This window comes from Falsiroseomonas tokyonensis (assembly GCF_019024325.1).
GTDB classification, from domain to species: Bacteria; Pseudomonadota; Alphaproteobacteria; order Acetobacterales; family Acetobacteraceae; genus Falsiroseomonas; species Falsiroseomonas tokyonensis.
The window spans coordinates 1-14,986 of sequence record NZ_JAFNJS010000025.1 but is presented as its reverse complement, the minus strand read 5'-3'; the positions used below and the strand labels follow the sequence as shown (position 1 = coordinate 14,986).

Genomic DNA, 14,986 nt, shown 5'->3' with positions numbered 1-14,986 from the left:
ACGGATGCCGGCGAGCTTCTGCCCCGCGTTGCCGCCCAGGCCGATTACTTCGAGTGCCGCTTCTGCCCCTGGGCCAAGCGCTGCTGGGCGCAGCCTGCATGACCGCATGGGGCGACTTCAACGATGCCGCACCGCTGCTGGAGCAGGAAGTCGGCGACATTCCCACCGCTGGGCAGATCGCCCTCGATCGACTTCCCGGTGCTGGGCAGCCGATGCCGGCGGCCGTTGGGTCCATCGCGCCGGACATCGAGCAGATCGCCGCCTTCCTCGACGTAGCGTTCGGCTATTGCGACGGGCTGATCCCGGTCCGCGGCTTCGTCGACCAGGGCCAGGGCCTCGACACCAAGCCGCACAACATCTGGGTGCCGGCCGATCGGCACGCCGCCGCATCCCTCAGCGCGTACGCGACCTGGGCCGCGCGCGAAGGTAGCGCCGTCTATGTCATCCCCGGCACCGTCGCGGAGCAGGGCCAGGCCCGCGCCGAGCATGTGCTGCAGATGCAGACGGTGGTGGTCGACCTCGACGCCGGCGACGTCGCGGCCAAGCTGGCGCATTTGGTCCAGCACCTGGGCGCGCCCACCCTCCTGGTCGAAAGCGGCGGCCGCACCGCCGAGGGTGCCGCGAAGCTGCACGCATGGTGGCGGCTTACCGAGCCGGCCGAAGGCGAGGATCTGGCCCGCCTCTGCGCGCTGCGCGGCGAGATCGCTGAGAAGGTCGGTGGCGACCTGCACTTCCGATCTGCCCACCAACCCATCCGCGTGCCCGGGACGGTCCACCAGAAGCACGGCGTGCAGCGGCGCGTCATGATCCGGGAGCACCGCCCCAGGGTCGAGGTGGAGCTCCCCGACTTCGCCGCGGCGGTCGCGGCCATGCCCACCATGCCGGGCCTGGAGGCGCCCACCGCCGCCCCTGGCGCCACCCGCCCGGGGCTCGATGCCGTCCTCACCACGCCGGTGCGCGAGGGGGCTCAGGACGGGTGGACCCGCTTCCAGGGCGCCAGCGCCGCCATCGGTCACTTTGTCCGCATGGTCCACGAGGGCCGCATCACCGGCGACGAGGGCTGGGAGGCGATCTGCCAGTACAACGCCGCGTGCCTTCGCCCGGTCTGGCCCCTGGACCGCCTCAAGGTCGAGGCGGACAGCATCTGGGCACTGCATGTCGATCGGAACGGGCCACCCCTGCTGCGGGCCGCGGCAGCACCGCCCGGCGCCATCGCCGCGCACACGCTCGGCGCGCTGCTCGACGACACCTCCCCGATGCCCGACGACCTGATCGGGCCGCGCCTGCTTACCCCGGGTGGGATGCTGGTGCTCGGCGGTGCGCCGAAGGTGGGCAAATCCGACTTCCTGATCAGCCTGCTGGTGCATGCCGCCGCCGGCGCCCCGTTCCTGCGCTTCACTGCCCCGCGCCCGCTGCGGGTGTTCTATCTCCAGGCCGAGATCCAGTACCACTACCTGCGCGAGCGCCTGCAGCAGCTGCGCCTCGATCGCGCCATCGTGGCACGCGCCCGCGACACCCTCGTGGTCACCCCGAAGCTGCGCATGCTGCTCGACGACCAGGGCGTGCCCCTCGTCGCCGCGGCCATCCGCACCGCATTCCCCGATGCGCCGCCGGACATCATCTGCATCGACCCCATCCGCAACCTCTTCGACGGCGGACCCGCGGGCGAAGGGGAGAACGACAACGCCGCGATGATGTTCTTCCTGCAGAGCCGGGTCGAAGCGCTGCGCGACCAGGTCGCCCCCGAGGCAGGCATCATCCTCGCCCACCACACGAAGAAGCTCAGCAAGCAGCAGGTCAAGGACGATCCCTTTCTATCGCTGTCCGGCGCCAGCGCGCTGCGTGGCTACTACACCTCTGGCGCCATCCTGTTCCGCCCCGATGAGGAGCAGACCGAACGCGAGCTGCATGTCGAGCTCCGCAACGGGCCGGGCCTCGAGCCGATGTTGGTCGACAAGCGCGGCGGCGCCTGGGTCGAGCTCGACCGGACAGGCGAGCGCCTGGTCAGGAAAGACATCGGGCGCAGGCTGGATGCTGAGCGCACGCGCCGCCACGACGTGATCCTCCGCCTCATCGCCGAGGAAGCTGAGGAAGGCCGGCTCTGCACCGCCAACGCCTTCGCGTCGAAGTTCGAGAACAAGCGCGGGCTCGGCGGCAAGGACAACATCCGCGAGCGGATCGGTGTCCTGGCCATGAAGGGCTACATCAAGTACCGGCGCGACGCCCGCGACCTCGGGCAGCCCTACACCAAGTCGAAGAACGGCTACCTCGTCGTCCAGGACATGCTCCTCGGCACCGGAGAGGAGGCCATCGATCCGGAGACCGGCGAGATCATCCCGGCCACCGTCCGGGTGCTCCCGAGCCACTTCCAGTGCCCCCGAAGCGAGGCGCTGCTCGAGGTCGAGAACCCCGAGGTGTGGGTGCTGCACGACCCCGAGGAGCCCGCCTGATGGCCATTTCGATACGGCTTCGCACTGACCGAAACTGCTCCCGAAACTGCGCAGTTTCGGTCCGAATCTGCTCCCCTACCGAAACTGCGAAACTGCTTTTCGATAATCAGATCAACGGCTTCTGGCCGAAAGCAGTTTCGCGCAACGAATCTGTCCGAAACTGTTCCGAATCTGTTTTTTCTGCTTTGAAATCAGTGTCTTGGAGCAGATTGGCAGATTCGGTTTTTCGTCTCCCCCCTACGGGGGGTGTGCGTGCGCGCCTCATCGGCGCGCGCACACCACACCTCGGGCGACCGGGTTGGGCGCGTGGGCCACCCCTTCCCAGAGTCATCCACCCCAAGCCGGGCAGCGACGGCGAGCTCCGCCAAGAACCACGCCGTCGCCGCCCTCACCAGGACGATCCCCTCTCGGAGACCACCATGGCACCCGCGACTCTCACCATGCCCGCCGCCCATGCAAGCGGCCCGCCCATCGCTCTCCCACCCGCGATCAGCCTGGCGCACCACGCCGTGCTCGCCCTGGACCTCGGCACCACCACCGGCTGGGCACTGCGGTCGCGCGACGGCGGCATCACCTCCGGCACCATGACCTTCAAGCCGACCCGCTTCGAAGGCGGCGGGATGCGCTTCCTGCGCTTCCGCGCATGGCTAGCCGAGGTCGCCGCCCTGTCCGGCGGTGTCGCGCGGATCGTGTTCGAGGAGGTCCGCGCGCATGCTGGCACCGATGCGGCGCACATCTACGGCGGCTTCCTCGGCATGCTCAGCGCTTGGTGCGAGGAACACGACGTCCCCTACGAGGGCGTCCCGGTTGGCACGATCAAGCGCTACGCCACCGGCAAGGGCAACGCCGACAAGGCGAAGATGGTCGCCGCCATCCGAGCCCGCGGCTTCGCGCCGGCCGACGACAACGAGGCGGATGCCATCGCCCTTCTGCTCTGGGCGACCGATTCCACGGTAGGCCGTGCATGAGGCTCCCTGGCGCACCGCTGCCGCCGCGCTCGTGCCTCGACCGCGGGACGCGTAGCCCGACCAACGACAGCGAGGTGAACGCCATGCGTGCGGCTGCCTGGCATCAACACGGTGTGGCCGCGCTGCCTGTCGCCGACATCACGGACGACTGGCTGCGTCAGGCCATCACCAACGAGGCCAACCGACGCTGGGGGCGTCGCAACGGGGAGAGCCACAATGGCAGGTAAGCGGAAGACCAGGGTGGCGAAGCCGAAGCAGGACGATTTGGCGAAGCCGTCGAAGTGGCGTCTGCAACACGGCGGATTCTCCGAGCCGGTCCGCGACGCGGATCCGGACACGGGCTCACCCGTCGCGCATCGTCGTGCCGTCGACACGCTCGGGCTGATGCTGACCAATGGCAGCATCACGCCGCAGATGCACGAGGCCGGGGCGATGTTCCGTGTGACCTTCCGTCTCGCAGCACTGGACGGCATGCGCACCACGCAGTTGCTCCGCATCCAGGGCGGTGGCGGCGACCTGCTGAGCGAACGCCAGGCTGCTGCGCGCCGCCGGTTGGCCGCGGCCCTGGACCTGTTCGGCGGCGCGGACAGTGCCGGGGGAAGCTGCCTGTGGCACGTGCTCGGCCTCGAATGCTCCCTGCGGGAATGGGCTCTGCGGCAGGGGTGGTCAGGACGTCCGGTTCATCACGTCCAGGCGCAGGGGATTTTGCTCACAGCGCTCGGCGTATTGGCCGCCCATTATCGCCTGCAACCGCGGGAGCGTGCCGCCTGAGACTCAGCCCAGGGCAGCCTTCAGGTCGGTCATCGTGGCCATCAGCGTCATCGGGTCGATCGGCGACGCCGTGAAGCCGCAGGCCTGGTAGAAGCGCTGGGCGTCGGCGTTCAGGGCTTGCACCAGTATCCCGCGCACTGCCAGGACTTCGCTGGCCTGCAGCACGCGCAAGACCGCATCTCGCAGCAGAGCCCGCCCGATGCCCTGGCCGTGCAGGCTGCGGTCCACCGCCAGTCGGCCCAGCATCGCCATGGGGATAGGGTCGGGCATGTTGCGCTTCACGCGACCTGGAGCGGCGGTCACGGCCACAGCCCCCGCCGCCAGGCAATAGAACCCCACCACGAAGCCGGCGCGGCATACCACGAAGGTCCGTGACGCGCCGGCCGCCTGATTCGCCCGCGCACGCCGCCGCAGCCAGTCGTCAAGCGAGGCCTCGCCGCTATCGAACAACGCCAGGTCGCGCGTGTCGTCGAGTGGCGCCGGGGCGCTGAGCCGTTCGGCACTCACTCCCACGGAGGCGCGGTCTCCAGCAGCTTGCGAAGCCGGCCGTTCGGGTTGGGCGGCGCGTCGAGTAGGGCCTGGAACTTGGCGTACGCAGCCGGCTGGGTGCGGAACAGCGTGCGGTCGAGAATGGCGTCGGTCGCAGCGCGGCGAGCAGCCTCCAGCATGAACTCGGAGCGTGACTTCCCCGAGAGTACCGCTGCCTGGTCGATCAGGGAGCGCTCCTCGGGCCGGACGCGGATGTTGATCGCGCCGACGGTGATGGCGGGCTTGGCCTTCGCCGGGCGTCGGGTCGGGGTGGTGATGCGCTTGGCGGGTGTGGGCATGGTGGCCTCCGGGGCTGCTTCTACGACTCTGTATGGACATTGTCCACCACGCAGTCGCGGCGCTGCTGAAACCCGATTGCGGCACCGGAACCAGAAGGGATAGTGTTTCGACAGTCGTTGGATTGCGACCGCAGCCGAGTGGCTCTCGCGCCACTGACCCCCTGACCAGCTACTGTGGCTCGCGAGCCGATGGTTCCTTCCTGGCCCCGCTGTATGCGGGGGGCGGAAGCGCGCAACATCGCTAGCGCCAGGCCATAAAACCGGGTTGCGGTTTGCAGCCCTTTCCGCGTGCGATCAAACAGATAACCCGCAAACCATGCCGCGCTGAGTTTGCAGCCGCGGCCGCATGGTTTGCACCCACTCCTAAATCTGGATGGCCCGATGACGCTCCCCTGGATGGCGGCGAAGATCCTGCTGCGTCCAGTGGCGGAGCTGCGCCCGCATGCCGGCAACGCCCGCGTGCACAGCGCCGCTCAGCTGGAGCAGATCAAAGCGAGCATGCTGGCCTTCGGGTTCACCAACCCGCTGCTGGTGGACGAAGCCGGTGTGCTGATCGCCGGCCATGGGCGGCTGGAAGCTGCGTCGGCGCTCGGCATGGCCAAGGTGCCGGTGATCGTGCTGCGGCACCTGTCGGCGGCGCAGAAGGAGGCCCTGCGGCTCGCCGACAATCGCATCGCGGAGAACGCGACCTGGGACCAGGCGCTGCTGCGCGATGCGCTGGCGGCGGTGCAGGCGGCGCAGGAGATCGAGCTCGGCGCGCTCGGCTTCTCGGCGGATGAGCTCGCGGACATCCTCGCGGCGGCTGGAGATGCCGTGTCCGACGGCGACGCGCCCGAGGCTCTGTCCGCAGATCCCGCTGAGGGGGACGGCGCGACTGGCGCGGCGGATGCGGAGGAGACGACGGAGGATCCCGCCGATGCCGCTCCGGAGCCGCCGCGCCAGGCCGTCACCCGCCCCGGCGATCTCTGGCTGCTGGGCGACCACCGCCTGCTTTGCGGCGACAGCACCGACGCCGCTACCGTGCCGCGCGTGGTGGGTGAGGACCGCGCCGCGCTGCTGTTCACCAGCCCGCCCTATGGGAACCAGCGCGACTACACCACTCGCGGCGGCACGGATTGGGATGCGCTGATGCAGGGCGTGTTCCAGCACCTCGACGCGGCCCTGCGGCCCGATGGCCAGGTGCTGGTGAACCTCGGGCTGATCCACCGCGACAACGAATGGCAGCCCTACTGGGCCGGCTGGCTCGATTGGATGCGCGCCCGCGGCTGGCGCCGCTTTGGCCTCTACACCTGGGACCAGGGGCCCGGCCTGCCCGGCGACTGGAACGGCCGCCTCGCGCCTGCCTTCGAGTTGGTCTTTCACTTCAACCGCCAGGCCCGGCAGGCGAACAAAATTGTGCCCTGCAAATGGGCTGGCACGCCGAACAAGGGCAGCGGGCTACGCGCCGCCGACGGCACGATCTCGGAGTACCAGCACGCCGGCCTGCCGGTGCAGGACTTCCGGATCCCCGACAACGTGCTGCGCCTGACCCGCCACAAGGGCCGCGGCATTGAGACGGAGCACCCCGCGGTGTTCCCGGTGGTGCTGCCCGAGTTCCTGATGCGGACCTACACCGACGAGGGCGAGGTCGTGTTCGAGCCCTTCGGCGGCAGCGGCACCACCATCCTGGCGGGCCAGCGCACCGGCCGCCGCGTGCGCGCCATCGAACTGGCGCCTGCGTATGTGGATCTGGCGATCGCCCGCTGGCGGATGCTGCACCCCGACCTGCCGGTGACACTGGCGGATGATGGACGCAACTACGACGCCGTGGCCGCGGCGAGGCAGGAGGTCACCGCCGATGCAGCCTGATCTCGTCGTCTCCGCCCTCCCGGTGGTGGCGCTGATTCCCTACGCCGAGAACGCGCGCACGCATTCCCCGACGCAGGTGACGCAGATCGCCGCGTCCATCGCCGAATTCGGCTTCGTGAACCCGGTGCTGGTCGACGCCGAGGGCGTGCTGATTGCCGGGCACGGCCGCGTCATGGCGGCGAAGCAGCTCGGGCTCGCCACGGTGCCGGTGCTGCGGCTCGGCCATCTGTCCCCGGCGCAGGCGCGTGCCCTGCGCCTGGCCGACAACCAGATCGCGTTGAACTCGGGCTGGGATGAGGCGCTGCTCGCAGCCGAGATCGCCCGCATCCGCGACGAGGCGGTGGTCGATCTCGACGTGCTCGGCTTCTCGGGCATGGAGCTCGACCGGCTGCTGGCGGCCGCGGACGCGGGGCTCGGCGATGATGCCGATGACGCACCGCCGCCGCCGGTGGTGCCGGTCAGCCGGACCGGCGACCTCTGGCGCTGCGGCGATCACCGGGTGCTGTGCGGGGACGCGACGAAGCTGGCGGACGTGCAGCGCGCCCTCGGCGCAGGCCGCTTGGCCGACATGGGCTTCGTCGATCCGCCCTACAACGTGGCCTACGAGGGCGGCACCGCGGCCAAGATGACCATCGCGAATGACGCGCTCGGCGGCGGCTTCCCCGAGTTCCTCCGACCTGCGCTGGCCAACCTGCTCTCGGTGACCAAGGGCGCCTGCTACGTCTGCATGTCCTCCTCCGAATGGCCGACGCTGCATCGCGTCTGGCAGGAGGCGGGTGGGAAATGGTCCAGCACCATCATTTGGGCGAAGAACACCTTCGCCCTCGGGCGGGCCGACTACCACCAGCAGTTCGAGGCGATGCTCTACGGCTGGAAGTCCGGCGCGCGGCACTATTGGTGCGGCGCGCGCGACCAGGGGAATGTTTGGCACTTCGACAAGCCTGCGCGCAACGACCTGCATCCGACGATGAAGCCGGTGGCGCTGGTCGAGCGCGCCATCCGCAACAGCAGCAAGCCGCGCGACACCGTGTTGGACTGCTTCGGCGGCTCGGGCACGACGATGATCGCGGCGGAGCGCACCGGGCGGCGCGCTGTGCTGCTGGAGATCGACCCTGCCTATGCCGACGTCATCGTGCGCCGCTGGCAGGAGACGACCGGCGAAGCCGCGGTTCTGGAGAGTGATGATCGCATCTTTGCCGATGTCGCCGCGGCCCGCGGCATCGTCGATCATGGTGTGATCCAACCCGCCGAATCATAGCAATCTCACGACGCTGCATCTTGCTTGGCTCGTGCGCGCCACAGCGCGAATGGTCCGTCACACGCAGGGGATTCCCTGCCGCAACAGACGGAGACCAGCATGACCGACCGCACCGCCCGCGCAGCCCGCAACCAGGAACGCAGCCTCGAAGCCTTCCTCGCCGAGAAGGCGCGCTTCGACGCGATGGTCGCCGAGCTTCAGCAGATGAGCGCGGACCACTTCGGCGCGGATCCCGAGACGGTGCTCTGGGGCGCGCATGCCAGCCTGCAGCACTGGAACAGCCTGCTGGCGCGGGTGACGGACTCCTACCTGAAGCGCGGCGAATGGGCCGAATGAAGCGGGCCACTCCCGCACCGCCCCGACCGGCAGCGCCGGCGGGGCTCCCGGCAGTAGGGGCCGATGACCGGCACCCGGAACCGGAGACCACCACGATGACCAAGCTTTCCGACAGCCAGCGCGTGATCCTCAGCGCCGCCGCGCAGCACGAGATGGGCCTGGCACGCGCGCCCAAGACCCTGCCGGCCGCGGCCCGCAACGCGGTGTTCCGCAGCCTGATCAAGAACAACCTTCTGACCGAGATCAACGCGCCGCGGGAGCATGTCGGTCTCGGCTGGCGCCAGGACGACGACAGCACCTGGATCGTGGCGCGCATCACCGACGAGGGGCTGCGCGCCATCGGCATCGACCCGAACGAGGGCGACGCGGGGGCCGGCGAGCCCGACTGCTCGGGCATCGAGGGCAGCGTGCCCGACACGGCGCCCGCGATGGCGCCGGCCGCGGAGCCCGCCGCACAGGACGCCAAGATCGCCGACGCCGCCCAGCCCGCGCCCCTGACGGAGGAGATCGCCATGCTCGACCAGGCCCTGGCGGTGCGCAGCGCCACGCCGCGCAACAGCCTGCGCGCCGCTGCCGCGGCGGTGCTCGCCGCCTGGGATGACGAGGCGAACCGAGAGGGCGACATGATCGGCGCCCTCGACGCGCCGATGGAGGCCCTGCGCACCCTGCTTGCCGGCAAGCCCGCCCGCGCCCCGCGGGACGCCAACGCGCCCCGCAAGCCGCGCGAGGGCACCAAGCAGGAGCAGGTGCTGGCGATGCTGCGCCGGCCCGAGGGCGCGACGGTGGCGCAGATCGCCGACGCCACCGGCTGGGCGCAGCACACGGTCCGCGGCTTCTTCGCCGGGCTGAAGAAGAAGGGCCACGCGGTCGAGGTGAAGTCGCGCGAGCGGATGGTCGGCCCGAACAAGACGGGCGCGAAGGGGGCCTTCACCATCTACGGTATCGCCGGCTGACTTCGCCCGTGCCCAAACCCGCTGCCCGACAGGCAGCGGGTAGCGCTTCACTCCCGAACCGAAGTCGCTACAAACTAATATCGGATCGAAATCTCTATCGAGCTCTCAGGGATGCCTAAGCCGAGAGCTAGGCCCGCCTTCGCCTCTGCAATGGTGAGCGGACCAAAGCCGTCCTTCTCCTCATCCTGCGATGGCGCGGCCACGGTTGTCCCTCCGGCTGCGATCTCCGGCATCCGGTGCCAGTTGAGCGTGTCGGGGTCACTGATCCCGAACTCTTCAAGCGTGGCATAGCGAATTGGATTCCGGAGCCCAGGCCATGCATTCGGATAGTCAATTCGCGCATACTCGGCGAATTTAACGAGATAACGCTCAGGGCGCCCCTCCGGAGATGGCACGACTTCGCTGATACGCCCCACCATGAACCCATGATGGTGCTCTTGGTCGGCGCCGCCCCAGTGCCCGTTGTGACGGTTCTGGACACAGACGCAGTAGCCGACGCGGCGCACATTTTCGGGCTTGAGACGCCAAGCCTGGGTGCCGCCTTCGGCAAGCAATCGGGCTGGGCCCCTGGCGGTTAGAACGACTAGGCACGGGGTGCTGCTCATGTAGGCCTCCGGGGTATGTACTCATGGAGTATATTACCGCATCGGAAGGCGCCGACAAGAGATATTCACGCAATATGCTCCGAGAGTAGGGGCTGGGTCGCGTTTGAAACCGCGGCATCGCCATCACGCGCGGCGGGAGGTCGCCGCCATGCCGGAACTGACCGCCTCCACGCGCGAGGCCGCGCGGCGCCTCGGCGTCAGCGACACCGCCATCCACAAGGCCGAACGTGCTGGTCGCATTGCCCGCGAGCCGGACGGCAGTTGGGACATCGACAAGACCCGCCGCCGCCTGACCGAGACCGCCGACCCCGCCCGTTCGCCGCTGGCCAGCGGTGCCGGCGCGGATGCCACGCCCTTCGCGCGGCTGAAGGTCGCACAGCTCGCCTTGAAGGTGGAGGCGCAGCGCCTCTCGCTGGATGAGACCAAGCGCCGCCTTGTCGACGTCACTGAGGCCAATGCCGCGCTCGACGAGATCGGCAGCACCATGCGCGACGCGCTGCTGAACTGGCCGGCCCGTGTCTCTGGCCTGATCGCCGCCGAGATCAGCGTCGATCCGCATCTGCTGCAGACCATCCTGCAGAGCCACATCAACGACCTGCTGACGGAGGCGGCCGATCGCTTCGATCCAGCAGGCCTCGGAGGGGACCGGGCTCCGCAGCCGTGAGCATGTGCGCCGGCGTGTCGGCGCCATGCTCCGGCCGCCGCCGCAGCTCACCGTGTCGGAATGGGCCGAGCGCCATCGCATGCTCGGCAGCCGCGCCTCCGCGGAACCCGGCCCCTGGCGCACCAGCCGCACGCCCTACCTGAAGGACGTGATGGACGCGCTGTCCGCGGTGCATCCCGCCCGGCGCGTCGTGTTCATGAAGGGTGCGCAGGTCGGCGCCACGGAAAGCGGCAATAACTGGCTCGGCTACATCATGCACCATGTGCCAGCACCCGCGCTGGCGGTGCAGCCGACCGTCGAACTGGCCAAGCGCTTCTCGCGCCAGCGCATCGACCCGCTGCTGGAGGAAACGCCCGCGCTGCGGGAGCGGGTTGCCCCGGCCCGCGCCCGCGACAGCGGCAACACCATGCTGTCGAAGGAATTCCCGGGCGGGATCCTGGTCCTGACCGGCGCCAACAGCGCGGTCGGGCTGCGCTCGATGACGGCACGGTTCCTGTTCCTCGACGAGGTGGACGCCTATCCCGGCGATGTCGCCGGCGAAGGTGACCCCATCGCCCTCGCCGAGGCCCGGGCACGAACCTTCGGCTGGCGCCGCAAGGCCTTCCTGGTCAGCACGCCGACCATCGCCGGCCGCAGCCGCATCGAGCGGGAGTATCTCGCCAGCGACCAGCGGCGGTTCTTCGTGCCCTGCACCGCCTGCGGCGAGATGCAGTGGCTGCGCTTTGAGCGGCTGATCTGGGAGAAAGGCGCACCCGAGACGGCGCGGTATCACTGCACCGCCTGCGACCACCCGATGCAGGAGCACGACAAGACCGCCATGCTCAGTGGCGGCGAATGGCGCGCGACGAGTGAAGGCCAGGACCCGCACACCATCGGCTTCCACATCTCGGCGCTGTACTCGCCGGTGGGCTGGCTCTCCTGGGAACAGATCGCCCGTGATTGGGAGGCGGCGCAGGGCAAGCCCGAGGACATCAAGACGTTTCGGAACACAGTCCTCGGCGAGACCTGGCAGGAGCAGGGCGAGGCGCCGGATTGGGAGCGCCTGGTCGAGCGCCGCGAGGATTTCGCCATGGGCATCGTCCCGCCCGGCACGCTGGTCCTCACCGCGGGCGTCGACGTGCAGGACGATCGCCTGGAATGCGATGTGTGGGGCTGGGCGGAGGGCTTCTCCTCCTGGCTCGTCGACCATGTGGTGATCCCGGGCAGTCCGCGAGATCGGGATCCCTGGGACGACTTGGCGAAGCTGCTCGCGCGCGACTGGCCGCGCCAGGGTGGCGGCGCCATGCGCATTGCCCGGCTCTGCGTCGACACCGGCGGCCGGGACACCGCCGCCGTCTATGGCCACCTCCGCCGCCTGCGGGATCCGCGCATCGCGCCCACCAAGGGGATCGATGGCTGGAACCGGGCGCAGCCGGTTCAGGGCCCGACGCCGGTGGATGCGCTGGTCAACGGCCAGAAGCTGCGGCGCGGCCTCAAGCTGTGGACGGTGTCGGTCTCGACCTGGAAGGCCGATCTCTATCGCCGGCTCTGGCTGGGTCGCGGCGACGCGGAGGAGTTGCCACCCGGCTGGGTGCACCTGCCGCGCGCGATCGAGGTGGAATGGGTCAAGCAGCTGGTCGCGGAGCAGCTGCGCACGACGAAGGATCGGCGCGGCTTTGCCCGGCAGGAATGGGCCAAGCTGCGCGAGCGGAACGAGGCGCTGGACTGCGCCGTGCTGGCGCGTGCCGCGCTCTGGCTGCTCGGCGCGGATCGGTATGGCGACCGCTTCTGGCAGCAGCTGCGCGACCAGATCGCCGATGCTCCGCTGCGGGTGAGCGAACTTCCCGCTGCTGGGAATGTCGCTGACCCGCCGCCGCCATTGCAGGCCGCGCCGGCGCCATCCGCATCTGACACGCAGCGCCCCCGCGGTTGGCTGGCACCGCACAGCAACTGGCTTCGCTGAAGGAGGACGAACATGGATCCGACCGTCCTCGCCTGGGCGCTCGCCCAGCCTGCTGGCACCCGTGCCGCTGTGCTGGCCGCTGCCTTCACTGGCGGCACCACGCGCGTGACCTTCGACGGGCGCACCGTGGAATACCGCTCCCTGGACGAGCTCGGCCGCGCGCTCTCGGTCCTGCATGCCGCCGAGAACACCGCGGCACGCCGGCCCAGCGTGACCTTCGCCAGCTTCTCTCGCGAGGGCAGCAGGTGATGGGGCGCATCCGCGATGCTTGGCAGGCGCTGCGTGGCTATGCCGCCGCCCAGGACAGCCGCGCGTCGAGCTGGGCCGCCTCGGGGGGCAGCGCCACAGCCGAAGTCGGAGCTGCCGCACCCACCGTGGCGCGCCGTGCCCGCGATGCCGTGCGCAACGACCCCTACGCTGCCCGCATCGTCGACCTCTGGACGGGCAATGCGGTCGGCGCCGGCATCACCACCCGCTGGCCCGACAAGCCCCATGCAGAGGCCTGGCGCCGCTGGTCCGACAGCACCGCCTGTGACGCGGAGGGGCGGCTCGATCTCAATGGCCTCCAGGCGCTGGTCATGCGCGCGGTGGTGGAGAGCGGCGAATGCTTCGTCCGGCTGCTACCCGCCGACATCACGCCGGCCAATCCGATCGGCCTGCGCCTGCAGGTGCTGGAAAGCGATCACCTCGACACGGCGCGGCAGGGCGCCATCGAGGGTGTCCCCACCCTGCAGGGGATCGGCCTCGGCGAGGCCGGTGAGCCGGTTGGCTACTGGCTGCACCGCGTGCATCCCGGCGCGTCCTGGGTGCTGCCGGGCGGCGCCACCTGGTTGAGCAGCCAGCGCGTGCCGGCCCGCGACGTGCTGCACATCTATCGCAAGCGGCGCCCCGGCCAGCTGCGCGACGTCTCCTGGCTGGCCCCCGTGCTGACCCGGCTGCGGGACCTTGGCGACTACGAGGCTGCGCTCCTCATGAAGGCCAAGATCGAGGCCTGCCTCGCGGCAGTCGTGTCCGAGGATGGCGACGATGCCATGACCGGCCCGGCGTCGGGCCTGCTGCGCGACGCGCAGGGCCGCACGGTGGAGAGCTTCGAGCCCGGCATGATCCTGTATCGCCGCGGCATGGGATCGGTGGAGGTGGTGAACCCCTCGGGCGGTGGCAGCCACGCCGCCTTCGCCCGCCGCGCGTTGGAGGCCTCGGCCGTCGGCACCGGCCTGACCTACGACCAGGTCGCCGGCGACCTCACCCAGGCGAACTACTCCAGCCTGCGGGCCGGCAAGATCGAATTCCGCCGCCTTTGCGAGCAGGTCCAGTACGGGATGCTCATCCCGATGCTGGTGCGGCCGATCGCCGACCGCTTCCACGCCCAGGGCGCGCTGCTCGGGTTGTGGGGTGCCGAGGTGCCGGAGGGCCTGTCCCACGTCCCGCCGGCGCACGAGATGATCGACCCGCTGAAGGACACCACGGCGCTGATCGCCCAGGTGCGCGCCGGCTTCGTGCCACAGCCCGAGGCGGTGGGCGCCTTCGGTTACGACTTCCGCCAGGTGGTCGAGATGATCCGCGAGGCCAACGCCCTGCTCGACGAGGCGGGCCTGTCGCTCGACAGCGATCCGCGCCGCGTCGCGAAGTCGGGTGCTGCACAGGACGCCGCCCAGCTCGCCGCCATCGAAATCGCCGCCACCGGTGCCGCATCGCCGCGTGCGGAACCCACTCCCGGAGACCCATCATGATGGCCGGCGCCTACGACTGGACCGATGACATGCTCAAGGTAAAGAGCATGCAGAAGAAGTTCCGCGACAGCTTCAGCGGGCCCGAGATCAACCCCGCTCGGTGGGAGGTCGCCGCCACCGGCGGCGGCATCGCCCTCACCGTCGCCGATGGCGCGGTCACCATCTCCACCGGCACCACACTCGACGACGAGCTCACGCTGACCAGCCGCACCAGCTTCACCATCCCACTCCGGGTCATGGTGGCGGTGAACATGAGCCAGCGCATCGTCGGCCAGTCGGTCTGGCTCGAGCTGGTCAGCATCGACCCCACCACCGCCCAACCCAACGGCCGCAACGCCGCCGCCTGGCGCCTGGACGGGGCCAGCCCCACGCTGGCCAATTACGAGGTGCAGAACGAGGCCGCGCCGCGCCTCGCCACCACCTCGGCCAGCACCATCCCCACCACCGCCCCCACCGGCTGGTCCGTGCTGGAGATCGAGCCGACCAATGATGAGTGCTGGTTCCACGGCCGGCTGATGGACACCACGGCGGCGCGCTCGAACTCCTATGTTCGCCACCAGCAGATTCCCGAGCCGAATGCGCTGTATCGGTTCCGGATCCGGGTGCGGAACCGGCAGGTCATCAACGGCATCTC

General features: G+C 69.8%; 14 protein-coding genes and 1 pseudogene. 12 read left to right on the top strand and 3 right to left on the bottom strand.

Annotated elements, in window-relative coordinates:
• The first annotated feature begins 98 nt into the window (after positions 1–98).
• The 3 genes from J3S20_RS29470 to J3S20_RS29460 all read left to right on the top strand — a co-directional run bounded on the left by J3S20_RS29470 (position 99) and on the right by J3S20_RS29460 (position 4,189).
• Entirely contained in the window at positions 99–2,450 is a 2,352-nt protein-coding gene (locus J3S20_RS29470) for an AAA family ATPase (protein ID WP_216840506.1), read from the top strand.
• Between the two features lie 419 nt (positions 2,451–2,869).
• Complete coding sequence (locus J3S20_RS29465) at positions 2,870–3,418, top strand: crossover junction endodeoxyribonuclease RuvC (protein WP_216840505.1); 549 nt, start codon at positions 2,870–2,872, stop codon at positions 3,416–3,418.
• Between the two features lie 240 nt (positions 3,419–3,658).
• Positions 3,659–4,189 (top strand): DUF6456 domain-containing protein, encoded by a 531-nt coding sequence (locus tag J3S20_RS29460; RefSeq protein WP_343215337.1) that lies wholly within the window; start codon positions 3,659–3,661, stop codon positions 4,187–4,189.
• Positions 4,190–4,192: 3 nt separating this feature from the next.
• Here J3S20_RS29460 and J3S20_RS29455 read toward each other — a convergent pair whose 3' ends face one another.
• Together J3S20_RS29455 and J3S20_RS29450 are read right to left on the bottom strand one after the other, a co-directional pair.
• Positions 4,193–4,696: a GNAT family N-acetyltransferase gene (locus J3S20_RS29455; RefSeq protein WP_216840503.1), complete on the bottom strand. Its 504-nt coding sequence runs from the start codon at positions 4,694–4,696 to the stop codon at positions 4,193–4,195.
• Complete coding sequence (locus J3S20_RS29450) at positions 4,693–5,016, bottom strand: type II toxin-antitoxin system TacA family antitoxin (RefSeq protein WP_216840502.1); 324 nt, start codon at positions 5,014–5,016, stop codon at positions 4,693–4,695. Before J3S20_RS29450 ends, J3S20_RS29455 begins: the two co-directional genes overlap by 4 nt.
• Before the next feature lie 381 nt (positions 5,017–5,397).
• On the opposite strand from J3S20_RS29450, the gene J3S20_RS29445 reads away from it, so the two are divergent.
• From J3S20_RS29445 to J3S20_RS29430, 4 genes are all read left to right on the top strand, one after another.
• On the top strand, positions 5,398–6,864 hold the full coding sequence (locus J3S20_RS29445) for a site-specific DNA-methyltransferase (RefSeq protein ID WP_216840501.1): 1,467 nt from the start codon (positions 5,398–5,400) through the stop codon (positions 6,862–6,864).
• On the top strand, positions 6,854–8,122 hold the full coding sequence (locus J3S20_RS29440; RefSeq protein ID WP_216840500.1) for a site-specific DNA-methyltransferase: 1,269 nt from the start codon (positions 6,854–6,856) through the stop codon (positions 8,120–8,122). The genes J3S20_RS29445 and J3S20_RS29440 overlap by 11 nt, the downstream gene beginning before the upstream one ends.
• 99 nt (positions 8,123–8,221) lie before the next feature.
• Positions 8,222–8,458, top strand: coding sequence for a hypothetical protein (locus J3S20_RS29435; RefSeq protein ID WP_075822419.1), 237 nt, complete (start codon positions 8,222–8,224; stop codon positions 8,456–8,458).
• Positions 8,459–8,553: 95 nt separating this feature from the next.
• Positions 8,554–9,411 carry a DUF3489 domain-containing protein gene (locus J3S20_RS29430; RefSeq protein WP_216840499.1) on the top strand — a complete coding sequence of 286 codons (858 nt, stop codon included), beginning with the start codon at positions 8,554–8,556 and terminating at the stop codon, positions 9,409–9,411.
• 74 nt (positions 9,412–9,485) lie between these two features.
• Here the strand turns inward: J3S20_RS29430 and J3S20_RS29425 are convergent, their stop codons facing one another.
• A complete protein-coding gene (locus tag J3S20_RS29425; protein WP_216840498.1) occupies positions 9,486–10,016 on the bottom strand; it encodes a hypothetical protein in 531 nt (176 codons plus the stop codon).
• A gap of 148 nt (positions 10,017–10,164) precedes the next feature.
• Here J3S20_RS29425 and J3S20_RS29420 point away from each other — a divergent pair, with 148 nt between their 5' ends.
• The 5 genes and pseudogenes from J3S20_RS29420 to J3S20_RS29400 form a co-directional block, all read left to right on the top strand.
• Positions 10,165–10,680, top strand: a complete 516-nt coding sequence (locus J3S20_RS29420; protein WP_216840497.1) for a MerR family transcriptional regulator — start codon at positions 10,165–10,167, stop codon at positions 10,678–10,680.
• A 25-nt stretch (positions 10,681–10,705) separates the two neighbouring features.
• Complete coding sequence (locus J3S20_RS29415) at positions 10,706–12,622, top strand: phage terminase large subunit family protein (protein ID WP_216840496.1); 1,917 nt, start codon at positions 10,706–10,708, stop codon at positions 12,620–12,622.
• 12 nt (positions 12,623–12,634) lie between these two features.
• Positions 12,635–12,871, top strand: a complete 237-nt coding sequence (locus J3S20_RS29410) for a phage head-tail joining protein (RefSeq protein ID WP_216840202.1) — start codon at positions 12,635–12,637, stop codon at positions 12,869–12,871.
• Positions 12,871–14,352: a phage portal protein gene (locus J3S20_RS29405; protein ID WP_216840495.1), complete on the top strand. Its 1,482-nt coding sequence runs from the start codon at positions 12,871–12,873 to the stop codon at positions 14,350–14,352. Before J3S20_RS29410 ends, J3S20_RS29405 begins: the two co-directional genes overlap by 1 nt.
• A pseudogene (locus J3S20_RS29400) lies at positions 14,349–14,986 on the top strand (ubiquitin-activating E1 FCCH domain-containing protein); the annotation flags it as partial. The gene J3S20_RS29405 and the pseudogene J3S20_RS29400, both read left to right, overlap by 4 nt.